Annotated in this window: 26 protein-coding genes; all 26 read right to left on the reverse strand. The window is 45.5% G+C overall.

Translation table 11 applies throughout. The annotated features are described in order from the left end of the window. Positions 1–118: 118 nt before the first annotated feature. The 26 genes from C805_RS19235 to C805_RS19350 all read right to left on the reverse strand — a co-directional run bounded on the left by C805_RS19235 (position 119) and on the right by C805_RS19350 (position 23,338). Complete coding sequence (locus tag C805_RS19235; RefSeq protein ID WP_016215651.1) at positions 119–2,497, reverse strand: ABC transporter permease; 2,379 nt, start codon at positions 2,495–2,497, stop codon at positions 119–121. Between the two features lie 2 nt (positions 2,498–2,499). Further along, positions 2,500–3,174: an ABC transporter ATP-binding protein gene (locus C805_RS19240; protein WP_016215652.1), complete on the reverse strand. Its 675-nt coding sequence runs from the start codon at positions 3,172–3,174 to the stop codon at positions 2,500–2,502. Between the two features lie 98 nt (positions 3,175–3,272). Further along, positions 3,273–4,193, reverse strand: coding sequence for a sensor histidine kinase (locus tag C805_RS19245; RefSeq protein ID WP_016215653.1), 921 nt, complete (start codon positions 4,191–4,193; stop codon positions 3,273–3,275). Next, positions 4,190–4,879, reverse strand: a complete 690-nt coding sequence (locus tag C805_RS19250) for a response regulator transcription factor (RefSeq protein ID WP_016215654.1) — start codon at positions 4,877–4,879, stop codon at positions 4,190–4,192. The genes C805_RS19245 and C805_RS19250 overlap by 4 nt, the downstream gene beginning before the upstream one ends. 23 nt (positions 4,880–4,902) lie before the next feature. Then, the gene (locus tag C805_RS19255; RefSeq protein ID WP_016215655.1) at positions 4,903–5,409 is read right to left on the reverse strand and encodes an ABC transporter permease; all 507 of its coding nucleotides are present in this window, start codon (positions 5,407–5,409) and stop codon (positions 4,903–4,905) included. Further along, complete coding sequence (locus tag C805_RS19260; RefSeq protein WP_016215656.1) at positions 5,397–5,690, reverse strand: hypothetical protein; 294 nt, start codon at positions 5,688–5,690, stop codon at positions 5,397–5,399. Before C805_RS19260 ends, C805_RS19255 begins: the two co-directional genes overlap by 13 nt. 1 nt (position 5,691) lies before the next feature. Continuing rightward, positions 5,692–6,381 (reverse strand): response regulator transcription factor, encoded by a 690-nt coding sequence (locus C805_RS19265; RefSeq protein ID WP_016215657.1) that lies wholly within the window; start codon positions 6,379–6,381, stop codon positions 5,692–5,694. 20 nt (positions 6,382–6,401) lie between these two features. Next, positions 6,402–7,358 carry an FtsX-like permease family protein gene (locus C805_RS19270; protein WP_022751308.1) on the reverse strand — a complete coding sequence of 319 codons (957 nt, stop codon included), beginning with the start codon at positions 7,356–7,358 and terminating at the stop codon, positions 6,402–6,404. A 44-nt stretch (positions 7,359–7,402) separates the two neighbouring features. After that, entirely contained in the window at positions 7,403–7,603 is a 201-nt protein-coding gene (locus C805_RS19275; RefSeq protein WP_004062226.1) for a hypothetical protein, read from the reverse strand. After that, positions 7,596–8,201, reverse strand: a complete 606-nt coding sequence (locus C805_RS19280; protein ID WP_242832701.1) for an ABC transporter ATP-binding protein — start codon at positions 8,199–8,201, stop codon at positions 7,596–7,598. The genes C805_RS19275 and C805_RS19280 overlap by 8 nt, the downstream gene beginning before the upstream one ends. A gap of 114 nt (positions 8,202–8,315) precedes the next feature. Further along, positions 8,316–9,533, reverse strand: a complete 1,218-nt coding sequence (locus C805_RS19285; protein ID WP_016215661.1) for a phage tail tape measure protein — start codon at positions 9,531–9,533, stop codon at positions 8,316–8,318. After that, entirely contained in the window at positions 9,514–10,221 is a 708-nt protein-coding gene (locus C805_RS19290; protein ID WP_016215662.1) for an ATP-binding cassette domain-containing protein, read from the reverse strand. The genes C805_RS19285 and C805_RS19290 overlap by 20 nt, the downstream gene beginning before the upstream one ends. 1 nt (position 10,222) lies before the next feature. Further along, a complete protein-coding gene (locus C805_RS26800) occupies positions 10,223–10,399 on the reverse strand; it encodes a hypothetical protein (protein ID WP_004062219.1) in 177 nt (58 codons plus the stop codon). A 35-nt stretch (positions 10,400–10,434) separates the two neighbouring features. Continuing rightward, positions 10,435–10,977, reverse strand: coding sequence for a GrpB family protein (locus tag C805_RS19295; protein WP_016215663.1), 543 nt, complete (start codon positions 10,975–10,977; stop codon positions 10,435–10,437). 51 nt (positions 10,978–11,028) lie between these two features. Beyond that, positions 11,029–11,544, reverse strand: coding sequence for a GNAT family N-acetyltransferase (locus tag C805_RS19300; protein WP_016215664.1), 516 nt, complete (start codon positions 11,542–11,544; stop codon positions 11,029–11,031). A 3-nt stretch (positions 11,545–11,547) separates the two neighbouring features. After that, entirely contained in the window at positions 11,548–12,303 is a 756-nt protein-coding gene (locus C805_RS19305; RefSeq protein WP_004062206.1) for an N-acetyltransferase, read from the reverse strand. Between the two features lie 3 nt (positions 12,304–12,306). Beyond that, positions 12,307–12,999, reverse strand: a complete 693-nt coding sequence (locus C805_RS19310; protein ID WP_031201490.1) for a CPBP family intramembrane glutamic endopeptidase — start codon at positions 12,997–12,999, stop codon at positions 12,307–12,309. A 59-nt stretch (positions 13,000–13,058) separates the two neighbouring features. Next, complete coding sequence (locus tag C805_RS27365) at positions 13,059–13,187, reverse strand: hypothetical protein (RefSeq protein ID WP_016215666.1); 129 nt, start codon at positions 13,185–13,187, stop codon at positions 13,059–13,061. 107 nt (positions 13,188–13,294) lie between these two features. Further along, positions 13,295–14,137, reverse strand: a complete 843-nt coding sequence (locus C805_RS19315) for a CPBP family intramembrane glutamic endopeptidase (protein ID WP_016215667.1) — start codon at positions 14,135–14,137, stop codon at positions 13,295–13,297. Positions 14,138–14,581: 444 nt separating this feature from the next. Continuing rightward, positions 14,582–15,085 carry a hypothetical protein gene (locus tag C805_RS19325; RefSeq protein WP_016215669.1) on the reverse strand — a complete coding sequence of 168 codons (504 nt, stop codon included), beginning with the start codon at positions 15,083–15,085 and terminating at the stop codon, positions 14,582–14,584. 218 nt (positions 15,086–15,303) lie between these two features. Beyond that, positions 15,304–15,936: a hypothetical protein gene (locus tag C805_RS19330; RefSeq protein ID WP_016215670.1), complete on the reverse strand. Its 633-nt coding sequence runs from the start codon at positions 15,934–15,936 to the stop codon at positions 15,304–15,306. A 176-nt stretch (positions 15,937–16,112) separates the two neighbouring features. Continuing rightward, positions 16,113–17,441, reverse strand: a complete 1,329-nt coding sequence (locus C805_RS19335; protein ID WP_031201493.1) for a sensor histidine kinase — start codon at positions 17,439–17,441, stop codon at positions 16,113–16,115. 167 nt (positions 17,442–17,608) lie between these two features. Continuing rightward, positions 17,609–18,313, reverse strand: coding sequence for a LytR/AlgR family response regulator transcription factor (locus C805_RS19340; protein WP_016215672.1), 705 nt, complete (start codon positions 18,311–18,313; stop codon positions 17,609–17,611). A 61-nt stretch (positions 18,314–18,374) separates the two neighbouring features. Then, entirely contained in the window at positions 18,375–18,560 is a 186-nt protein-coding gene (locus C805_RS26515; RefSeq protein ID WP_155957654.1) for a hypothetical protein, read from the reverse strand. A gap of 5 nt (positions 18,561–18,565) precedes the next feature. Continuing rightward, a complete protein-coding gene (locus C805_RS19345) occupies positions 18,566–20,938 on the reverse strand; it encodes an ABC transporter permease (RefSeq protein WP_016215673.1) in 2,373 nt (790 codons plus the stop codon). Between the two features lie 12 nt (positions 20,939–20,950). Further along, positions 20,951–23,338, reverse strand: coding sequence for an ABC transporter permease (locus tag C805_RS19350; protein WP_016215674.1), 2,388 nt, complete (start codon positions 23,336–23,338; stop codon positions 20,951–20,953). Positions 23,339–23,348: the final 10 nt, after the last annotated feature.

The following is a 23,348-nucleotide window of genomic DNA, read 5'->3' on the forward strand; positions in this document are numbered from 1 at the left end:
GAATTGTTACAAAGCTCGGACATTTCAAAAATTTTTGCCCTCATCCACATTGAACTGCGAATGCTCAATAAGATACTTAGTCCCAAGCAGTTTTAATCCGCCCGAAAAATCAAAGCTTTTATAACCTTATCCGTTCTACAAGAGATTGGTTTTTCTGTCTGCCCAGACTGACGCAGGAAATCAACTGCGGAATCAGGATCATCACCGCCGTATACAGAAGACAGGGCATCAGAGGAAATCTGTAATTCATATATCTCGCAATCCGCTTATAAGCGGCAACGAATCCGTACCCGGCTGCGCCGCCTGCAAAAAGCGTGACCAGAATTGCCGGTAACACATACATAATGCTTTCCCAGAACAGCATATTTCTTATCTGTTTCACTTCCATACCAATAGATTCCAGCACGGATAATTCCCTTTTGCGCGTGGCAATATTTCCGATCATCATATTAATCAGATTCAGAATCCCAAATAAGGTAACAAAGGCTGAGATTCCGTAAATCTGCATTTTGATCTTCTTCACATTTGCCGAATCATCCAATATCTGCTCCCGCAGTGTCGCCAGGGATAAATCGGGATCATCATCTGTCAGCGAACGAATTGCTTCTTCTATCTGTTCTCCATATTTTTCATAATCATCCACAGAAATATAGAAGGCGCTGGCAGTATTCATATCACCCCACAGCTTTTCCATCGTCTGATCTGTCATTGCAAAAGCATAACCGCCTTTTACCGGCGCCGGATCCGGACTGACTGCCGCAATCTCAAGCTTTGCAGTATGTTCCGCCCCGTCAGACCAGTGCAGTGTAATGTAGTCCCCAACCTGCGGGGATATGCCGTTTAACCCGGAAACAAGTTCACTGTCCGTAATCATAATACCGTCTGACTCGCACAGATAATCATAGCTGTTATTACCTTCTGCATTCATCTGAAAATATGCGTCAGAATCTCTTGTCAGCCGGTAAAATCCATCGCTCCAGACAGCCCCCTGATACTCAATACTGCCGAATGCACTGTTTTCTGTCCTGACAGAGCGCACATGAGGAAGAGTAGACAACTGTTCTTTTAGTTCTTCACTCAGATGTCCCTTAAGCTGCATATCCGTTGGTCCGTATGCTGACGGATTGTGCGCATTATACTGGTAAGAAACCATATATTCTGCATCGGAAAAAACCCCTTCCCTTGAGAAGGATATTTCGTCCCAGGCATACAAATATGAGGCCGAAATCATAAAAACAATTCCTCCAAAAGCAATGGACACCGTCATAAGCCGCTGTTTCTTATAACTTCGGCTCTGTCCCAGCCGTGCCATTACAAATGCGGTCAGCTTTTTATGCTTTGCATCCCCCTCACGGGCATCTCTGCCGTCCCACAAATCCCTTGACGCTTCAATAGGAGAAACCTTAGCCGCAAGAGCAGCCGGTTTGCTGACAGAGATCTGTACGGCAAAAAAGCCAAATACACCAGTGACTGCCGCCGTCGCCAGATAACCGGGCGTACTCCATCCTTCCGGCTGCAGAAGATACGCAACGGCTCCGCCAAGAATTAAGGACACAGGGATTGCCGCGGCACATAGATATCCCCCTTCCCGGCGCACCATTTTCCGAATCTGCTTCTCTGTCATTCCGATCGTCTGAAGCTGCCCGATCTGCTGTGCGCGTGATGAGACAGACAGATAAAAGATACTGTAAATGACAATCCCGCTGGCCGCCATGATAAATAAGGATACAAAGGCGATTGCATATCCGGCCGTATTGTCCTCCCGCAAAAACTCCTCAAATCTGCCGTTTATATTCACATCCTGGCGCTTTACGCCATAATCCTCCGCTATCTGGTAAACCGCTGACTCAAATCCGGAAGATTCCATATCCCAGGCACCTGCAATCCGCACAAGAGCCGTATACTCCACTGCCCTCATGGAAGGATTTTTCTCTGCAAATTCTTCGGATACATAAACCGTATAGGACGATAACTCCTGATTTCTGCCGGTATATCCGCTGACTACAAACTCCTCCGATCCATTTCCCGTATTCAGAGATATCTTTTCGCCGATTCTGCACTCCTTTCCAATACCGTTCATGAAGCTTTTGTCTACAACGATTTCGCCATATTTTTCCGGCTCTTTTCCCTCTGCCGGCGCATAAGTCTGTATTTTATCTTTCTGACTTTTCATATAAATAAACTTATATTTTACACCGCTGATTTCAAACTCAGCGCCGTTATCTTTATATGGAATCACAAGTTCTGTCCTCTCATCTGCAGCAAGCACCTCCATCCGCTCTTTTGGCACGTTCATATAGATCACATGCTGCATATTTTGAAGCATCCGTTCTTCCGCTGTCTGCGTTCCTTGGAGAAATAACGTCATCACCATAATAAATGTAATCGAAAGAATAATGGTCAGGCCTGAAAACAGGGTATATACTTTACTGCCCGTCAGATTGCTTCTTGCAATGCGGCAGATGATTCTGCCGTTATTATTTGCATCCAGTCTCATCCTTACCACCTTCCTTCCGTAATCCGCCCGTCTTCAATCCGGATTGTACGGTCCGCAATCTGAGCGTTCTCATCATTATGCGTAATCATCACAATGGTCTGATGAAACTTCCTTCCCGTCGCCTGCAAAAGCCCCACAACTTCCTGGCTTGTACGGCTGTCCAGATTGCCTGTAGGCTCGTCGGCCAGTATCAGCGCCGGCTTGGTAATCAGCGCCCGGGCAATGGCCGCCCTCTGCTGCTGGCCGCCGGAAAGCTTATTGGGCTTTCTCTCTAATTTCCCTTCCAGTCCAAGTACAGATACAATTTTATCCAAATACTGTCGGTCCACACTTCGTCCGTCCAGCTCTATCGGAAGAACGATGTTATCATAAATGGTCAGATTCGGAATCAGATTATAATTCTGAAAAATAAATCCGATCTTTCTTCTGCGGAAAATCGTCAGCTCGCTCCGGCTCATTTTGCCCAGGCTCTGCCCATCTACCACAACGCTTCCCCCTGTAGGCGTATCCAGGCCCCCCAGCATATGAAGCAGCGTGCTCTTCCCGGAACCGGACGTTCCCACAATCGCTGTAAAACTTCCCTGTTCGATCTGAAGGGTAATCCCATCCAAAGCCTTCACAACCAGGGTCTCTTCCCCATAATACTTCGTAAGATCCTTTGTCTGTAATATATCCATGCCTCATCTCTCCTTCCTGATTATAGTTATATTCTAAAAGGAGATTCTATCAATCCTGTTTCAAATGACGAAGAAATATTATCAAAACCGAAACAATTTCAAGCCTGCCGCGGAAGGAATACGGAAAAGCAGGAACCCCGCCCCGGCACAGAATGCACCATTATATATCCTCCCTGAAGCATAATAATATTTCTGGCAATATACAGGCCAAGGCCAAGCCCTTCTTCTCCAGAAACCGGGCTTTCCCTGTAAAACCGTTTGAATATATCATTATAATGTCCGGAAGCAATTCCCCTTCCCGTATCCTGAACCCGGATTTTTGTGTACATCTCTCCCGGACTGACGTCAATAGAAATATTCCCTCCCTCCGGCGTATATTTCACCGCATTATCCAGAATATTGCCGATTGCCTCCGCCGTCCACTTCACATCACAGACCGCAGTCATATCCTGCCCGCACCGGATAGACAGTTCCATCTTTTTTCTTTCTGCCTTATGGACAACATCATTCACAGCCAGCTCCAAAACATGAAAAATACTAACATTTCCCATATTCAGCTTAATCATATCGCTCTCCAAACGGGAAGACTTAATCAGCGAATCAATCAGAAATTCCAACTTCTCAAGCTGCCGCCCTATAATTTCTTTGAACTTCTCTGCCTCATCGAAAGAAATATCCGGATCCGAAAGCATATCATGATACATGCAGATATTCGACAGAGGCGTCTTTATCTGATGGGCAATTTCAGAAATCGTCTTTTGCAGCTTCTCCTTCTCCTGTTTGCTCTCCAGCGCCCGGTTCCTGAGTATCTCTTCCGTCTTCTCGATCTCCATAACCACCTTGGAAGCAAGCGTTTCCCTATTGTATTCCCGGAACAAAGACTGACCCTTTCCATTCCCCATGATACGTCTGGTATTCCAAAGTATTTCTTCGGAGAACATCACAAATTTTCTTCGGAAATACAGATAATATCCGAGATTCAAAACACAAAAAAGAAGCAGAATCATCAGTGCTTTCATACTCCTGCCTCCCCTGCTCCGACCCACCGGTATCCCATTCCATAAATATTCTTGATATAATCAAACTTATCGTCAGCTATTTTATTCCGCAGACGGCTGATATTTAAAGACAGCGTATGTTCGCTGACAAAGCGCCTTCTGCTGTCCCATATATTTTCCAGAAGGATATCCTTCGTCAGTATCTTTCTCCGGTTCTTACAGAAAAACTGAAGAAGGTCAAATTCTGTCGGCGTAAGCTCTAACAGTTCCCCGCTTTTCCTGACAATCCTTTTTTCAAAATCAATGTCAAGATTGCCGCACGAATAACAGGATTCCTCATGCCTTCCCCCACACCTTCTAAGAACCGCCTGTATCTTCTCCATGGCAATCTGAATCCGGAAGGGCTTCGTAATATAATCCTCCGCGCCCATGTGATAACCGCCGATAATCTCATCCTCCAGATTATGAGCCGTCAGGAAAATAAACGGTATCTCATAAAGAGCGGCAGTATCCTGCGCAAACTCAAATCCGCTGCCGTCCGGCAGATTCACATCCAGCACGATTAGATCATACGCTTCCTTTAAAAGAAGTCCCTTTGCCTCTTCTAAGGTGTAAGCAGAAAAAGGGGTGATCCCCCTTTTCTGCAGGTTATAACACAGTCCTCCATTCAGTATCTCATCATCTTCAATCACTAATACTCTGCTCATACTACTCCTTTGGTTCTGAATAATTACAATACATCTTTGTTTTCCACATTGCAGATTGACAATACGGCAAACCCGAAAGATACAGCCGTCAGGACAAGGGGAAATACTGCGTTATCTGCCATAGTAAAATCACCCACATTTGCCTGCGTAAGAAATATCAGCAAAAATGAAGTAATAATGGCCGCTTTCGATGATTTCACCGCCATCATCTGGGATGCCAGTATTTTCTGGCGTTTCACCGGATAAGTAAACATCAGGTTCATGGTTTTATTTTTGTAAGCGCTCACAATAAAGGATGCAAGCATGACACTTGCAAAAATGAGAAAAGCCATGCCTGTAAACAATTCGATGGGGGAGGAAATGGTATCCATCCCTGGTGCGGCATCCAGCGTCCCATCCGGATCATCTGCAATTCCCAGAAAAGCAAGGGCAAACGTGAACAGGCACAGGAGCGCCGTCAGGATAACTGCGATACGGATATACTTCCCGATATTGTTTTTCTTCCATTCCAGTTTCATCAGCTTTCGCATGATTTTTCCACCTCCTCTGTCAGTTTCAGGAAATAATCCTCCAATGATTCCGTATGTTTCGTGATAGATATCATTTCCACGTCAGAGTCAGAAATCTCTTCTAACTTCCGGCTGATCTGCATTAATCTGGTCTGGATTCCTCTCCTGAAAGCGAACCGCTGATACAGGCCGACAAGGGCCAGAACAGCGAGCACAATCAAAAGGAAACACCCTACGGGTATCCCTATATGCGCAAAAGACGGCGCAAAAATAAGGAAAAAGTAAATTGTCTGGCCGCTCATGTCACAAATCTCCTGCCTTATACCCAATCCCCCAGACTGTAACGACATATCCGGGATTATGGGGATCGTCCTCTATCTTCGTCCTCAGCCTGCTGATATGGACATTCACGGCATTTTCGTCCCCCAGGTATGCATCGTTCCAGACAAGGGAATATATCTGTTCCTTTGTGTATACCTTCTTTGGATTCTGTAACAGTAATTTCAGGATCCCAAACTCTTTTGCCGTAAGTTCGATCTCTTTGCCATCTTTTTTCACAGAGTAAGCATTCAGATCCATTGTCAGGGCGCCTTTTATAAGAACAGGCTGCTGCATGGAAGTTCCAGAAGCATACTGGGTGGTCCTTCTGATATTGGCTTTTATGCGCGCCAGCACTTCCGTCACGGAAAATGGTTTTGTAATATAATCATCTGCCCCCAGCCCAAGTCCCAGGGTTTTGTCAGAATCCGTATCTTTTGCCGATATGATAATAATGGGAACCGTACTGGATTCCCTGATTTTCCCCATGACCTCCATACCATTCCTTTTTGATATCATCAGATCAAGCAAAACGAGACCAAAATCATCGGAAAAGAACTTCTCACAGGCGCTTTCCCCATCTGATACAGCAATGACTTCATAATTTTCTGTCATCAAAAAGCTTTTTAACATGGCGCTGATTTCCATATCATCTTCCACCAATAAGATTTTCACAATGCCTTCCCTCCAACCTATTAAGAAACCGCCATTTTCTTATGAAACATATACCAAAGTATAAAAACCGGGAATAATACCCATGCTGTCACCACACCCGTATCTGTTACCGCGAATATCCTGAAAAATGGTTCCTGCCTGCCCGCACTCAAAACAGCCTGGACAATCGCCGTAACTCCTGCTGCCATGCCGCCCTGACACAAACCCTCTTTCATTACCATCCAATACATCTCCTTTTTCCGGATGCCGATTTTATACATGATCTTAAAATCATTTCTCCTGTTCAGCAGGTTCGTAAATACAGTATTGAAACAGACCAAAAGGCCAATCACCGCAAGGATGATGATAAAAAACCAATGCATCACCTTCTGGCAGTGATCGGAATCAACGTACTTCTGTATTTGCTGTCCGGCATTGTGGAAGGAATATCCGTTCGTGTCTGAAATACGCTCCAAACTGGATGCAGCTATTGCCTCCCCACCCTCCTCGGTCCACACATTGACAACCTGCCGGTATAGCGCTCCTGGGAAAAGCCCAGCCGTTCCCCTGTCCACAATCAGCAGATTTCCTCCTATATGATTTTCCGACAATATAATATTCTGGGCATCCAAAAGCTTTACACAGGCAGACTTACATCCGTTTTTCGAGCCGTTTATAATCAATTGCTCATCATAAATGGTAAACATGTCCCCGGCCTCCAGGTTCAATGTCTTTGCCAGCTCCGCTTCCATGATTGCAACAGGGCCATCCCTTTCTTCATCATAGGACGGCACCAGCGCCTTTATATGATCCGTGGTCGCCAAAACCAGATTGTATAAGCATTGTTTCTTTCCGTCTATCTCCTGTTCCATAGCGAGCATCGACTCATAATTCCCGCTGTCTGCGTTTAATTTTTTCCTTTCCTCACATAGAAAGATTCCCCTGTCGTAATTGATCTCATAATCCTGCATCTGCCTGATGCCTGGAGTTGCTTTCATTTCCTGAAAAACAGAATCCGATATGGAAGGAATATCCCCTCCCGCTATATTTTCATAAATGCTTCCTGCCGTCCCTCCAGGGCTTGTGCATTCAATCTGTTTGCCATCTGGACATTTGCAAAAAGCTGGTTCCCAATCAGAAGAAATACCGTGATAAAACAGAGGAACAGACCTGTCAGGACGGTATTTCTTTTCTCTTTTAAAAGATACCCTCTCACTACAGATAAGATTTTCTTTCTATCCATTAACAATTTCACCATCCTCTAAACGAATCACACGGTCTGCATCTTTTACCAGATCTTCATTATGTGTAACAATCAGGATACTGGTTTCATACTTTGCTGCCAGCTTTTTCAGCAGGTCTATTACAATCCTCTCCGTCTTGGAGTCAAGATTTCCGGTGGGTTCATCGGCGAAGAGAATAGGCGGATGGTTGATGAGCGTCCTTGCAATGGCCGTTCTCTGCTGTTCGCCGCCCGATAATTGATCCGGATAACATTTTTCATATTTCCTGATTTCCAGCGCATCAAGAAGCTCCCTCACATAATCCGTATCTGATTCCAGTTCCGGCAGCCGAATATTTTCAGTGACAGTCAGTGAGTGCAATAATTCATATGCCTGGAATACAAATCCTATTTTTTCCCGCCGAAGAAGCGTCCTTTTTTCTTCGCTCAGATTAAAAATATCCGTACCGTCAATGTAAACCTTTCCCTTTGAAGGTCTGTCCAGACCGGCAAGAATATTCAAAAGCGTTGATTTTCCCAAACCGCTTCTCCCCAGTACAGCGACAAATTCACCTTTTTGAATCGTCACCGATACATCGTGCAATGCCTGCAATGACACCGCATTTTAGCAATATATTTTTGAAATGTTCTCTGCTCTCAATACTTCCAATTTCATTTACCTCCTACTTAAAACCTTAACGGACGAAATCTGCCAGCCCCACATGAGCATGTATTATGGAATGCCTTTAAAATATAAAAAGTAAACTATGATTTCTACAGCCAGCAAACCCAACAGCACAGGCAGCAGCACTGGACAGGAAGAGACTGCCCCCGCAAGCAGCAGCATTACCACCGGAACCACATATTTCCGAGGATGATGCCACAGGTCGCTTTCAATTTTCCAGCCCCGGATGGGATAAAACCACTCCAACAGCACAGACAGCACTGCACTTTGCAGAGCAAAGAAAACAGCCCCGGCAATCACCAGGACAGTGATGCCGCCGTTTTGTATCTGCCAGCTACAGAGGAATATCGCATCTGCAGCCATATTACAGGAAAAAATAAACAGGCAGTATGGGATGCAAAAGCGCCGTTTCTGTCCAGGCAGGAAACGGACTGCCTGCTCCAGGTCACGGTCGCAGGACAGCAGGATACAGATGGGCGTATTTAAGGATAGAATCGCAAAACCCACCGGAATCACGGACAGACCAGCCATTTCGCTAAAAAAATAGGGCAGTACCAGGGCTACGCACCACATCACAGCAGTATTGAGCAGATAATTCTTATGGCAGCTCAGATACCGGAAAAAATACCGCCATAAGGAACCCCTCTTCCGTTGCTTAATAACATGGCTTTTCTCACTCTCCTTCCGATAAAAAACGTATCCATCTGCCTTCCACAAAATCAGAATAGCAACGAAACTATTCGCAAGCGGCAACAGTCCAAACCATGGTCTGCTTCCTAAAAACAGAATGGCGGACATTATGGCAGCGGCCCAAAGCCCACCCGCATACCAATATTTTCTTAAGCAATAGGCTGCAGCAGCCATAAGGACCGCATGAAGCATACTGATGACCATTCCTATCATCTCTATGGGCTTCCATGCAGAAACAGCCAGCAGGACCGCCAGAAGCAGCCCTGTCTTTGTAAGAACCGTATAGCCTCCCAGCACCGCCACATAGGAGAAGACAAATTCTTTGGGCTGCTGCGGCAGCATCAGCATAGTCTTAAGCTCCACAGCGTTATCTTTAGAAGTTAGGGCCTGCCACATTACGCCTGCGGTAAAGGCGTTTATCATCAGGATCCGCACAGATGCCGCAATCTGCACCTGAAAGCCTGCGGTATACAGCCCCCAAAATACGATCACATCCATCAAAAGTGTCCTGGGCAGCCGCTCGTATCTTGCCCCAAACAGTTTTTTGGCAAAGGCTTTACCTGTCATTTTCATCATGCAGTGCCTCCCGGATATCCGCGGCACCTATCTGCCCGCTTTCAAAGGTCTGCCGGATCTTACCGTCCTCCAGGACAAATACCCGGTCAGAGGTCATCGTGATGCTCTCCAGAATGTGGGAGGAAAACAGCACAGTTCCATGCTCCTTATACCCCAAAATCTGCTGGTACAGATATTCCGTGCTCTGGAAATCCAGACCATTGACCGGCTCGTCCAGGAGGAGCAGTCTGGGTTTCAGGGCAAAAGCCGTGATCAGGAATGCCTTTTTCCGGTTCCCGGTTGACAGTTCCCGTAACAGGGTATCTGTATATTCTTCAAAGTGAAAGCCCTGTATCAGCTCCGATACATCCGGCACCTCTTTCCCATAGGCGGCGCATACATAAGCCAGGTATTCCCGGAAAGTAAAATACGAAAAAGAATTGTCCTCGGCAAACACCGTATAGCGGCAGAGCTTAAAATCCCGATCCCGGAAGTCCACAGGGGAGCCGCCAAAGCAGATACCCTCTGAACGGAAGGTAGGGAGCAGTCCGGAAAGTACCTTCAAAAATGTGGTTTTTCCGGCCCCGTTCAGCCCGATCAGGCCTGCCACTTCATGCTCCGCCAGAGAAAAAGAAAACCCCGAAAGTATCATTTTCTCGTTACTGTACCATGCACTTAAGCTTTTCACAGCCAGGAGCACTTCTCCCATCTTATCTTCCCCCTTTGTCGTTCTTTTCTTTTTTCCATATGGTATATGCGGAATACAGGAAGGCGCCTGCTAAAACTATGTAAAGCCCCATCATCGGGAAGTTACCGGATACCCCGCATACAATGGCTGCAACCAGCCAGATCAATCCCAGACTTCCCCGAATATAAATATGACGCATTGTTTTTTACCTCCTTCATCGTCTCTTTGTGTTCTCTATGTATCCTGCTGCTGTCTCCATATATATGCTTCTTTCAGCAGGCATTCTATGCATTCCTGCTTGCCTTCCGTATAGCTTTTTCGGTCATCCGGAAATTGTAACGCCAGTTTTTTCTTACAGGCATCGTATCTCATTGCTTTATCAGGATGGCAATTCAGATAATCCCGAAAATTGATATAGTTTTTCCATTCTGTCCCATCCCATTTGACTGCATGGATATGATGTGTGCGCGTATCTTTTGCAAAATCACCCATTACAAATAGCATTTGCCCGGCAACATCTTCCCAGCGAAAAATAAAACCGTGTTCTTCCAACAGTTGCATATAAAGTGAAATATCATTCAAATCACGGAGGCCAATCACGATGTCAATAATTGGTTTTGCATAGATGGAAGCAATCGCAGTGCTTCCGACATGCTGGATATCAACAGCGGCATTTCCGAAAAGTTTCTTCAATTCCAAAATTACATTTTTAGCATTTTTATCCCATTCCTTCTGATGGGATGAAAGCTCTACGCTTCCTCTTTTTAATCCTATCATTTTTCTCCCCAGGCAGCTTGCGGCTCTGTCGTATCAGTTGTACCAGTATGGCTATTCCGACAGGGCGATCCTGTATATATCCGCCTGTTCTCCATCAATTTCAAAGCTGCGCTCATAGACTCCGCCATTCCGGATGATTGTTTTAACCGAAGGTCCATTCTTCCTCTCCACAGAAAGATACAGTTCGTTCATCCCGGTCTTTTGGGCAACCTCCAATAACTGACGCAGCATTTCCGTAGCAAAGCCTTTTCTTCTTTCTGACGGACGGACGCTGTAACCGCAATGGCCGAGATCCTTCAGGAAATCGTTCAGCGTATGCCTGAAATCAATGATTCCCACAATTCTATCATCATCGACAGCAAAGAATGTGTCCGTTATAACCCAATTCGGATTAACGCTCTCTTCTTTCGTATTTGCGTCTATGGATCTGCACCATTCTGTGTAATCATCCGTTTTATCAAATAATTCACTTCCGTTGATGACGAATTCCCCATGATCAAAAAATTCCTGTCTGAATTCTATGGCCTGTTCTTTCATCGCTTCTGTTGGTCTGACTAATTGAAGCATTTTTCACACTCCTTTATCTGTTAAGATTTTATCAAATTTCTTTTCCGACAGAATTTCATGTGTCACAAACTGCCCGTCATAGAAAAGGGAAAAGGTTGTAAAGGGCGAGGGACACCTTTGCGCATCCTCTTTGGTCTGAATATGTACAGATTGAAATACCGCGTTCCTGGCCTTTGCCATCTCCTCCAGTATTGGTACATACTTCGCCGTAAAAGGGCATTGGTTTGTGTAATACAATACAAATCCTTCCGGCATATCTTTCTGCCTGCCCACGCTGTCCCGGAAGCGGGGAAGTGATGCACCCTCCTCAAAGGGCAGATACATCAGCTCAAAATAAGGCTCCGCTGTATCCGCTGTCCGAAAGCCTTTATACCCCATATACTTTGGGTCAGAGAGGAACCCCATTTTCTTTTTGGAGGACAGGATCACAAGACCCTTTTTCCCTTTCTCTTTACTGTCCTTGATACATGCATCCAGCAGTAAGTTCGAGTATCCATGCCCCTTGAACTGCCCGGATACCCACAGACAGTCAATGTACATGTAGCCCTCCGCCTCGACGGGCGCCCATGCGTATTCCGCAGGGATATACTCAATGAAGCATTTCCCCCGGACATTGCCTTTTAGGAATACAAGCCCCTCGTCCAGCCTGTCTTTCAGCCAGTTCTTCTTGGACATGACCTGAATATCCTTGTTATTGGAGATCGCACAGCAAATGTGCTCCTGATCAATATTTTCGTGTGTCAGTTTTACAAGTTCCATATTCTATTGCCTCCTTTGATCTACATTTCGATATAATAAAAGAATCAGCCCAATCAACACCAGTGCGACAGCCGCCGCTATGGTGGAACTGGCACGCATAACGGGGAACTGCTCATATTTCAATATGTAAGTAACAAAAGCATTCGGCAGGTTCACGAAGAAGGATACAATCAGGTTATTACCAGATAGCTTGTATGCAGCCGCAAATCCGACCCCTACTGCAAACAGCAGAAGAATGTCCTCCCAAGTGCGGAATCCTGGATAGCCCAAATGATAAAGGGAGAACATTGCCCCGGAAACCAGAATTGCCGGTACCCATCCAAATTGCCGGTCGATCCGGCTCTGCACAAATCCGCGGAATAAAAATTCCTCAAAAAACGTGGTCATAATCAGCGGCACAATTCCCATAGGCAGCAAGTGCCAGGGGATCTGCTCACCGACAGCCATCTTTGGGATAAGCTGTCCTCCAACGGAAAATACCACAAAGGCAACCAAAACAACCCATTGCCGTATGCCCGGCTTTTTGAAACCGACTTCTGTCAACACGCTACCGGAAACTGATACTCCATTTTCCTTATACAAACAGTGCAGCGGAATCAAAAGGCTGAATACCAGCCCATACAGGAGATTGTAAAAAATAAAATATAGTATGGGCGTTTGATTTAGATTCGCTGCTATAATGCAGATAATCAGCATGATTTCTATGCCGGCTGAAATCAGGAGCGTTTTTCCTTTTCCCCTGTTTGCTGCTTCCTTCATCCTAACCACCCCTGGTAAAACGCAACTGCCCCAAAACCACCGCCTACAACCATCGCCGCTAATGTTACAACAATCATGACAGGGTGTTCTTTCATCAGTTTCCCTAATTCTTTTAAATCGTCCATTGAATTTCTCCTCCTCGTTCTACAATCAAAAATTTATCGTTTTATTTAACTCAGTGATAAATTCCTTTTCATCATTCAAATCTCCTCGTATTAGTAAATTTTAATTATCAGTTTCCGTTTCTGTTCTTGTAATAATAAACCATCAACACAAAAACGAAAGAAATAATCTGTGCAGCCAAAATACGGACGATTTGTAATTCGTCCGCGCCAGTTATCGAAACGACATGCAGCATGTTTGCAGCAACGGTATTATTGAATAAATGGTCTCCAAGCCCTGCCCATAAATTTCCTGTCATGCGGTAAAGAAGCCCCCATTTGATTCCCATAATCCCGGCAAGGATCATGTATCCAATCCCCATTAGAAGCATTGCCACAAATGACATTTCGCTATTTATATAGCTTCTGATGGGCATTACAATGTGCCAGACACCAAACAAGAATGCGGCAATATAATTTGCTTTCATAAAGGACTTTGTTTCAGAGAGCGTTTTAAGAAACAGACCGCGAAAAACCCCCTCCTCCATCCATACATTGATAACATTGAATAATACGCATAACAGAAAGAAAACAAAATCCGTATGATTTATTTGAGAGCCGGTTAACGAAAAACTGCTGATATAGATTTCCAAATGTGCGGAATTGCCCTGCAGGGCTAAAATTGCCAATTCCAATCCAAAAGAAACGGCAAAGCACACGCTTCCCAATAACAAGCCTTTCAAAATACCGCTTACAAAACTGTTTCTTTGAAATCCAATATCACGCCATGTAAGATTTATCTTTTTCAGTGCCAGCGCCAAAAAGATAATTCCAATGACTTTATGAAACACATTTTCTCCAATAGCTGTTTTGTCTGTTTCAATTAGAAAGTATTCCACAAACCTTACAGACAGGCAAAGCATGAAGATTATCATGCATAAATTAGTTGGTTTGCATTTTATGTTTCTTTCCATATATAGCTACCTCCATCTGCACCAATTTCTTTTTCATATGAGACTTCCTGTCAAATATGAATTTGTCAATCAAAAAACTTTTTTTGCTGATTTTTTATATAACAGAGTGCCAACAGAAATTACAATTGCCAATATAACAACATTATATTGCACTGGTGCCGAATAGCAGATATTAAAGGTTGCATGTATCATAGTAGTAAACAGAATATTTCTGCATTGGTAATAGGTCATTCCCAAACCAACAGAAACAATTACTGTCCATATACAGAGCCAAACCATCACAATTTCTCCTTGCAGTGCGAAAATCTTACAGAAATTCCGATTTCTCTTTATATTTATACTTTAAAACTTTTGTTGTGCATATGATAGTTTCTCCCTTAATCCTACTACTAAAATATTATCATTCATTTGATTATTTTGCATGCGGCATTAAAGCAACAGTTTCTATACAGAAACAGAGAAATTGGCACCGGGTTCGGACTCAGCCTTCTCACCGGATTTACTATAGATTACAGGTTCCATCCTAATAGCATCCACTGTTTCCTCTGCAGATATGCCGTTGTCTGCACCAGGCTGAACAGAATCAGTCTTCCCGTCCAATGTGGCCTTCCCATTTTCGCTGATGCTGACGGTATCCGTATCCCCATTCCGGCTTTCCGCTATCCTCTTTTCCATCTCCTCACGTTGTTCCCTGCGTTTCTGGATGGCATTTTCCTGTTCTGTCTTCGCTTTTTCTCCTGCCTCCTTTGCATCCTCCTCCATTCCTTTTTCGGCTTTCTTCTGATAGTCCTCCGCTTTATCTGCAAATTCGCCGACATATCCCATTGCCCGCTCCATAACGGCTGTATCGCCTCTCCGCTCTGCGTCTTTATAGACGCGGAAAGGCGTATTCAGTAACTTCATATTCATACTTGCCCCTGCAAGGCCTTCCATTGTTTTGGTATGCATAAAAAGTCCCTCCTTTGAGTTCTTCCTGCCACCATCCTTTTTAGGAAATTCATACAATAGAATCCACGCTTCGCGAGTCTTCTACAATAAAATCTAAAAGAAGATTTTATTGTAATGTATTGTCATGAATGATGCTGCCATTTCAAAAATACCGGGAAACAGTGCGCATTTGCCACCATCTCCCGGTATTGATACCACACTAAAAATCTGAATCTCTTTTATTCTGATACAGAAGCATTCTGCCGCCTGTAGGTATCATTGTCTTTCCGGCTTAACTCATTTTCTACCTGCGCCAGCTTTTTCTCCAGTTCCCGGATTTTGTTTTCCTTATTATTGCCGGATATCCTCGCTTCCGATGGGGCAGACCCTGGCATAGAGGGATGCCCGAAGGGCGCTTCATCTCCGGAAGCTGACTGAATCTGCTGTTCCAACTGTTGCTTTTTCTCTTTCAGCTTCTTGATTTCCCTGTCAACCTTATCCGTATTCGTGACACATTTCTCCGCCGGCTTTCCCTGGCTGTCCCCGCTTACCTTCGGCCCTTTTCCATCTTCGCCTTCCCCGGAACGGTCATCCTTTCCATCTGCATGGTCAGCTTTCGGGTCATCAAAAAAGATTCTCCGGTTGCCGTTCTCGTCCTGGCCTACCCGGTACAGTCCCGTAGGCTTTTTTCCCGACTTTTCACTGCTGATGTATTCATCCTGTGGTTCGGACAGCCTGCCGGATTTTTTCTCTTCTGCAGCCTTCTCTGCCTCCTTTGCTTTTTCCGCCCTCTCGGCATCCTGTTTTTCCTTCACCCTTTCTGCGTAGTCGGTTCTGGAATGTTCATAGTTTCCATTCACCTGCATTGCCATAAGCATGTTCCTCCTTTCAATGGTAACGCCCCCTCACCTCTGGTTCGGCGGCAATTCGTCGGAAGGCATTAATAGAAATGTTTCACATTTGCCTTCCTCCTCCAATTTAATATTGTCAGGCAGTCGCCCTTACAGACAGCTTCCTTTTTCTTTTTTCGGCTGTAGAAAGTAACGTGTTACTCCATTTGCTGTGGGATACCTTGTGGGTGCTGTGAAATGATCAGCAGCACATGGAGGACAAATTTATTCTCCTGTGTCTCTATACTCATGGCACCGCCATATTTTTCAGCCACCTTCTTTACGTTTGACAGGCCTGTCCCTTTTTTGAACGCGCCTTTCCCATGGAAGCTGTTTTCTATTTCCATCATAAGGAAATCTCCCTGGATACGTCCGGACACATGGATATATTTTTCCATACCGGCATCCAGCCTTTTTACTGCCTGAATCGCATTGTCCAGTGCATTTGACAGAATAATGCAAATATCAATGTCCTTAAGGCTGCAGGGATATGGCAGAAGGAGGGAACAGTCCACATCGATCCCCATGCTTTTGGCAATCCCCAGCTTGTTTCCCACCAAAATATCCACTACCGGATTATTGGTGCTGCAGGGGAATGACATTTTTTCCGCCATATCATCCATATCTTCCATATAGCTTACCGCTTCCTCCAGTTTCCCGCTCTGCAGAAGATTTTTCACCACTGCGATGTGGTTCCTGATGTCATGGCGGAACGACTTTGTTTCATCGTAACGTGTCTTCGCTTCCTCCACATACTGGTTCAGGGAATGTTCTTCCTGTTCCAGCAGTGAAATTTCAGTGCTGAGACGGAAATTCTGCTGCAGCTTCTTATAAGAGAAAAGAATACAGAACAGGCTTAAAAGTCCCAGAAGATGCATAGCAAGCAGCTGCCAGTGACTGAACAAATAATTGAAAGATTCGTCCTCATCTATGACCAGATACTGGAAATCAAATGCAATCATGTTAGTGTACTGGCTCGTAATAAATATTGACAGAATCGGGATGAAAATCAGAAACATTTGCTGCATCTCCGAGGCGGTATAATCGGAAAAATAGCGATATACCATATAATAACAAAACCCTGTCAGCAAAAAAGATGCGGCCTCACTGATCAACATGGCCGCGATGCCCGCTGTATGATAGTAAAAATCCGGCATCCATGCGTATAACAGACCTATCAGAGATTTCACAATCCCATAGCAGAGCAGCATGATTTCAGTTGTCAGGGTTGCATACAGAAGGGAAGACTTAAAATCCGCATGACAGACCAGGATCCCACATATCGTAAGAAGAAATACCATCACCACGAAGCCCGTCACCGTGCCAACTGAAAGAAAGCGGGTGACAATCACCGCACATACTCCAAACAGGAAATAAAACGGGGGCAAAAGTTTCTTTTTCAGGATTTTTGCCAGGAAATAAAACTGAAAGGTCCCCTCAATGAGGCCTATCACATATATATTGAAAAAATCTAAATACTCGACCATATTACCTGCCCCGCATGTAAAAACTCTGCATATCTGTTCCGTTCCTTCACAGATATTCCGCAATCCCATAACAATTGTCTCCGGTAATGGGGATTGCTCCTGCAGTCTGTACGCTTTCCCACGAATTGCGCAGCAAATGCGCAATTCGTGGGAAACAATTACAGATCTCAAATGTTTTTCATATACTGCAGAACAACGCCGGAGAACTCCTTGCTCCGCAGCCGTGATACGGGAATCTCTTTGCCATTATCCATACAGGCCGTCCCGTTTTTATAGCCTTTTAAATGTTTCAGATTAATAAGATAGCTCCTGTGGCACCGGTAAAAACAGCTATCCAGCTTTGTTTCCAGGTTTTCAATCCGTTCATAATAATCAACAACCTCGCCGGAAGCCAGGTTCAGATATATTTTCCGGTCTATAATCTCACAGAAGACAATCTCATCCTTTGGGATGATGCGCCCCTCATATCCCTTTTGTACCAGCAGGATGTCTTCGCTGGCGTTTCGCATGGAAGCGTAAAGGCGCTCCATCGTCTTTTCAAACTGTTTTTTATCCACCGGCTTGACCAGATAATCGTAGGCCTGCACCTCAAAAGACTGGAATACCATCTCTTTCAGTACCGTAATAAAGACTAAAAAGCCCCGGAACTTATCCGCCCTGAGCCTCCTTGCCGTCTCCATGCCGTCCATGTCCTTCATCTGGATATCCAGAAACAGGATGTCGATCTGCCCATTGTAGTTCAGCAGCTCTTCGCCGCTGGAAAACATACGGAGGCTGATCTCCCGGTTCTTTTTACGAAAGAAATCAGAGACCATTGACCTTATATGCTCAGACATATGTTTTTCATCATCACAGATTGCAATACGGATCAATGCGCCACCTCCTCGTCATTATATCATGAACCTTCGGTTCATGATCGACATTCGCCGTTCGTCAATCATGCAAGCATGTTGACTCACTTGCGCTCATGATATCGCCAGCAGCAAAAGATAAACTTTTGCCGCTGCCATAGACAGACATTTTATTATAGCCTGTCGGAAACGCCAAAACAATTTGATTGCTGTGAAATGTTTCTCTGTTGCTGTAAAATGCTGAATGAAAACCGATCAATCCCTCCATCGGAATCACTCCATCGCCCGAATCTGATCTATCAGAGATTGCTTTTTCTGCCTGCGAACCATCCAGACGGACAGGACTACCTCCATACCAAACAGCACAAGGAGGAACAGCCCCATTTGCAGGAATGGGAACTGATATGGGACAACTGTACCGGCAAAGGATTTTTTACTTACTTCCGCACAGACTGCTACGGAAAGCGGCAGCCCCAGGATCAGGACTGTAAGCGCCGCAAAAAATGCATAGCACATCCCCTCAATGATATTCATCCGGCATAGCTGCTTCCCGGTAAGGCCAACGGAGCGCAGGATACTGTTCTCCCGCTTCCGGGACATCTGGTTGGAAAGCGTCGTATTGATCAGATTGACGACACCAAACAGGAAGATCAGCCAGGAAAGGGCCTGCAGGCTTCCAAAAATAATGCTGCTCTGCATTTTCTCATATTCGATATGTGCGTCTATCGTATCCATTCCAAGATTGCTGCGGCCGGATATCAACTCCTTAAGCCTGCTTTCCACAAACTCTGCTTTTCCGGGATTATTCACAATGCTCCAGGAGTAGTCAAAGCTTTCGATTTCAGGATGTATCTCATGAAACAACTCCTCTGGTGCGAACAGGGCTGCCGAATCCATGGCAAGCGCACCATGTCCGTTTGCTGCCTTCGACGCATCGAACAGTCCGGATATGGTAACTGTCACGGTTTTCTGTCCAAGGGTCAGCTCAATAGTGGCCCCAACATCCATATCGGCATGGTGCTTTTGATAACCCGTACTCAAAAGGATGCTGTGGGTATCCGCCGGCATGGCGCCGGATACCAGCGCAGCTTCTATATCCATGTGGTTTGAGTCCGTCAGCATGTCGCACATACCGGCTTCGGCACTTTCGGAAGCCCTGAATTTTGCGTGCAGAGACTGGCGAGTGGCCAGCACATCCGTCACCCCGTCCACAGAAAGGATCTCCTGCCTTAAGTTTTCATCCAGCGGATTGCCTGCAGCCATAATCTCTTCCTCCGGCTGCTCGGAAGACAGATATATCTTTATATCCCCGTCCGGGAAAAACAGCCTTGCAGCCTGCTCCGGTGACCGGGTCAGGACCATGGAAGACACCACCAGAAGAAGGATCCCGCCCAGGCTTAGGGACACTGCAATACTCACTGACTTTTTGTGGTCACGCCCAAAATTTGCCAATCCCATGGATACGGGACTAAGTTTCCGGTGTTTCTTTCTGTTGTGTACCTTTTCCTGACCTGCCAAAAAACGCATTGCCTCCATCGGTGAAATGTTGGCCGCTATTTTGACCGGTCTGTGAACGGAAGACGCTACCATGAACCAGCAGACCACCACGGTCAAAAGCACAGCTGCCCCGTAATAACCCCCGTGAAAACCTTTTGGGAACAGGAGCAGGCCGCCGCCCACGCCCAGCAGGATGCCGATCAGGATCCCAATGCCGCCCAGCCGACCGCTCTCCTTTTTCACGATGCGCCGGATCTGTCTGGGTGTTGCGCCGATGGTACGGAGCTGTCCATAGCTTTGTATTTTGTCGTTCACAGAAATACGGAAAATACTCTGGATAACTACATATCCGCCGGCAAGCACGAGGGCGGATATACCGAAAATGGTTACAAAGTCAATAGACTTTGAATTAGAAGCAAAATAATTGCTGTTCATACCTACATGCGCAGAGCCAAACTGTGCGGCAATCTCCCGGCAGTGGGCAGCCATGGCCTCCTGGTCAAACTGCCTGTCATTTTTGAAATGCACATAGGCACGGTATCCTGCAGGGTCAAATCCGGCCCATTGCGTCAAGGCCGCTTTGGAAACGGCAATGGCGCATAGATTCGCTTCCTTTTCCCCCACATTAGACAGGATTCCGGTCACGGTATAGTCGCCATGAAAACTCTCGGTATCCAACCGAACCGTCTCACCGATTTTGGCATTGGAACCGTAAGCGGAGAGAAAATATTCGCTGACCGCGACTTCATTCGCCTTTGTCGGGAGTTCTCCTTTTACCAGCTCCATCTGGCTGCGGGCAATATACACCATGTCACTGTCGCAGTACACATAGGAGGCGTTGTATCCCTGCCCCGAATGCTCCTGCCCCAGTAAATAGTATTCACCCACGCGGGCAAGCTCCGGAAGGTCTTTCAGCGCCGCCACATGGTCCGCCTCCACGCCGGTGAAGACCGCCTCATAGGTGTCGGCCACCTGATTACGCTGGATCTGCGCAATCGAAACGGATATGACCGCTGACAGGCAGACCAGGAACGCCGCCAGGGCCACAGCAATTACCACCATCAGGTTCCGGCGCTTTTCGCTTGCCAGGCTGCGCTTTGCAAGTTTTTTCACAATAGCGCCGGTATCATTTTCAAAAGGCCATGTCATGCCCTCCACCTCCTATTCCGTCACACGAAGCTGCTCTACGACACTATTTTTTCTGCAATACCGGCCAGCCCATTTTGTAAGTGCTAATTGAAGCATAAAAACCAATAAAACATATAAGAGAACCGGTACAGCAGGGAAAGTGTAATTTACAAAGCTAAATCCGGGCACGTTCCCCACAGCAGAGCAAATTGCTTTTCCAATTCCCAGACCGCAGATAAGGGAGGCGGCAAAACTGCCAAGCGTTTGAAATGCATTTTCAAAGCCTATCATATGATACAGCTGTCTGTTGCCTAAAGCAACTGCCCGGAACAATCCCATTTCCTTCCTTCTGGAAATGATATTTGTCATACTGGTATTGACCAGGTTGATGATACTGAACATAACAATAACCGCTAAGAGTGCATATGCCGCAATGGAAATTGTGCTGAAAACACTTTTATATTGCATTGTCATATCTTTTAATGTCTTCAGGCGCAAAGTATCGCTTGCCAAAACCATTGAATGTAATTCGCTCTCAATCTCAGCATGACTGTCTGTCTTTGTCCGAATCACAAACGCACTGTTTGCATTATAGGGGACCATCCGTTTCATTTCACCCTCCGGAAGGATAAAGCTGGCAGCGCTGTCTCTGTCAAAAATAACAGCAGATACTGTATAAGTAAGGCTGCTTTGCGGAATATCTCCTGTCTGTGAAAAAGTGACGGTATCGCCCACATCATAGTTCTTATGCAGATATTCCAATTCCGGGCTTCCCATGTTAATGATAAGGGAGTTTTCCCCTGTATGGTCACAATCCGGCAGCTCCCCTGCCATTACTCTGTCCTTTAATTCTTTATAATCTTCTCTGTTCATACTTCGGATTGCTGTTTCCATTCCATCTATCCTGACACATATTTCCTGCTGGCGGATGATTTCATCTACCCCTTCAATCGACAAGATATGACTTTCCAATTCATCTGTCAGAAGATTGTCTTCCTGCAGCTGCGTAAGGGAAAACGTAGGCGTGACCAGCGCCCGGTTCAGTTCTACCACATAGCTTCCCCCATAAGGAAAGCTCTGCTTTGCCCTTTGTTCAGGATCAAGGGAAGTCAGCAGGGAAGAAATGCCTACAAACAGCATTCCGCTCAAGACCAGTGAAGCAAAGGTCAATATGCTTTTCTTCCTGTTACGGGACAGGTTCATTGCTGCAAGTGAAAACGGTGTAAGGCGCTTCCCACTCTTCTTCCTCTTTTTTGTTCCGCTATAACCGCTATAACGGAATGCTTCCACAGGTGAAACTGACATGGCAATCCTCGCCGGTTTCAAAATAGACAGCCTTACACAGACAAATACAACGATTCCTGACAAAAACGAAGTTATAATATCAGGAAGCAGCAAAAAAGCGCTCCGGTCTATCAGAAAGGACAGCATTCCACCTGCAATACACCCAAATGGAATAAAATGAAGTGCAAGATAATTTCCCTCCCTTGAAATAATCTGTTTGATCTGCTTCTTTGTAGTGCCAATTGTGCGCAGTTGTCCAAAGGAAGTTACATAATTTATCACGGAAATATAAAATATATTGTAGACGACCAGGAAACATACACCAATTAAGACCAGCCCAACGAGCAAAACCGTCAGTACCGTCTCTTTTGACATGTTATTACTGTCGATGTATAAATTATTTACCTGAATATTGTCTGCAGATATTCCGCAGTCCAGGCCAATCGTCCGTACCAGGTCTTTCAGTTCCTGATTTGTATATTTGGCAGTATCACGGACAGAAATCATTGCTGCTGCAGGCCCGGCAGAAAGGGCAGGGTTTTCTCGCACAAAATCCTGTGAGACAATCGCGTTATACGCAACCCTGTCTCTGTCATTCTCAGCGGTTGTCTGAATAAAACCTGTAATCCGGAAATCTTTTGTTTCTAACTGGCGGCTTTCCTGATTACGGTAATGAAGGGATATTGTGTCACCAATCCCCGCTTTCAGGTTCAGGGTTTCTATATATCCCCTTTCCACAAGCAGTTCATCCGCCGCCTGAGGCATACATCCTTCCACCAGTGTGATGTTGGAGAGCTGCATAGTTGTTTCATCAGAACATACCATACCCATTGTGATGCCGTTCTTCTGCTCTGTCATACCGACAGACTGGTATATGCCCATATTTTGGATACGGGAATCTTCTTTCAGCAAAGAGATATTCTCCTTTGAAAGGTTCTGGAAAATCCCCTGATATGCAGTCGATGCCGCATATTCATTTGTAATGTTAAAAGCATAAGAAGAAACAAATGCCATAATGGCCGCAGCCATAAAGATAATGATCCCAATCAGACGGTTCCTGAAACGGTTCTGTCCAATACGGGCATTTGATAACCTGCGGGTAACGGCACTGGTGTCATTTTCAAAAGGCCATGTCATGTCCTCCACC

The organism is Eubacterium sp. 14-2, assembly GCF_000403845.2.
GTDB lineage: Bacteria > Bacillota > Clostridia > Lachnospirales > Lachnospiraceae > Petralouisia.

What these genes read in the sequence shown, in the direction of transcription:
- C805_RS19295 (WP_016215663.1), bottom strand. Translation starts at nt 10,977, where the DNA reads ATGATAGGATTAAAAAGAGGAAGCGTAGAGCTTTCATCCCATCAGAAG.
- C805_RS19310 (WP_031201490.1), bottom strand. Translation starts at nt 12,999, where the DNA reads ATGCTGATTATCTGCATTATAGCAGCGAATCTAAATCAAACGCCCATA.
- C805_RS26515 (WP_155957654.1), bottom strand. Translation starts at nt 18,560, where the DNA reads ATGGAGGGATTGATCGGTTTTCATTCAGCATTTTACAGCAACAGAGAA.
- C805_RS27365 (WP_016215666.1), bottom strand. Translation starts at nt 13,187, where the DNA reads ATGGACGATTTAAAAGAATTAGGGAAACTGATGAAAGAACACCCTGTC.
- C805_RS19325 (WP_016215669.1), bottom strand. Translation starts at nt 15,085, where the DNA reads ATGCATACCAAAACAATGGAAGGCCTTGCAGGGGCAAGTATGAATATG.
- C805_RS26800 (WP_004062219.1), bottom strand. Translation starts at nt 10,399, where the DNA reads ATGCGTCATATTTATATTCGGGGAAGTCTGGGATTGATCTGGCTGGTT.
- C805_RS19285 (WP_016215661.1), bottom strand. Translation starts at nt 9,533, where the DNA reads ATGATGAAAATGACAGGTAAAGCCTTTGCCAAAAAACTGTTTGGGGCA.
- C805_RS19250 (WP_016215654.1), bottom strand. Translation starts at nt 4,879, where the DNA reads ATGAGCAGAGTATTAGTGATTGAAGATGATGAGATACTGAATGGAGGA.
- C805_RS19245 (WP_016215653.1), bottom strand. Translation starts at nt 4,193, where the DNA reads ATGAAAGCACTGATGATTCTGCTTCTTTTTTGTGTTTTGAATCTCGGA.
- C805_RS19350 (WP_016215674.1), bottom strand. Translation starts at nt 23,338, where the DNA reads ATGACATGGCCTTTTGAAAATGACACCAGTGCCGTTACCCGCAGGTTA.
- C805_RS19290 (WP_016215662.1), bottom strand. Translation starts at nt 10,221, where the DNA reads ATGGGAGAAGTGCTCCTGGCTGTGAAAAGCTTAAGTGCATGGTACAGT.
- C805_RS19235 (WP_016215651.1), bottom strand. Translation starts at nt 2,497, where the DNA reads ATGAGACTGGATGCAAATAATAACGGCAGAATCATCTGCCGCATTGCA.
- C805_RS19315 (WP_016215667.1), bottom strand. Translation starts at nt 14,137, where the DNA reads ATGGAAAGAAACATAAAATGCAAACCAACTAATTTATGCATGATAATC.
- C805_RS19255 (WP_016215655.1), bottom strand. Translation starts at nt 5,409, where the DNA reads ATGCGAAAGCTGATGAAACTGGAATGGAAGAAAAACAATATCGGGAAG.
- C805_RS19330 (WP_016215670.1), bottom strand. Translation starts at nt 15,936, where the DNA reads ATGGCAATGCAGGTGAATGGAAACTATGAACATTCCAGAACCGACTAC.
- C805_RS19305 (WP_004062206.1), bottom strand. Translation starts at nt 12,303, where the DNA reads ATGGAACTTGTAAAACTGACACACGAAAATATTGATCAGGAGCACATT.
- C805_RS19270 (WP_022751308.1), bottom strand. Translation starts at nt 7,358, where the DNA reads ATGAAAGCAACTCCAGGCATCAGGCAGATGCAGGATTATGAGATCAAT.
- C805_RS19300 (WP_016215664.1), bottom strand. Translation starts at nt 11,544, where the DNA reads ATGCTTCAATTAGTCAGACCAACAGAAGCGATGAAAGAACAGGCCATA.
- C805_RS19275 (WP_004062226.1), bottom strand. Translation starts at nt 7,603, where the DNA reads ATGGATAGAAAGAAAATCTTATCTGTAGTGAGAGGGTATCTTTTAAAA.
- C805_RS19260 (WP_016215656.1), bottom strand. Translation starts at nt 5,690, where the DNA reads ATGAGCGGCCAGACAATTTACTTTTTCCTTATTTTTGCGCCGTCTTTT.
- C805_RS19335 (WP_031201493.1), bottom strand. Translation starts at nt 17,441, where the DNA reads ATGGTCGAGTATTTAGATTTTTTCAATATATATGTGATAGGCCTCATT.
- C805_RS19345 (WP_016215673.1), bottom strand. Translation starts at nt 20,938, where the DNA reads ATGACATGGCCTTTTGAAAATGATACCGGCGCTATTGTGAAAAAACTT.
- C805_RS19240 (WP_016215652.1), bottom strand. Translation starts at nt 3,174, where the DNA reads ATGGATATATTACAGACAAAGGATCTTACGAAGTATTATGGGGAAGAG.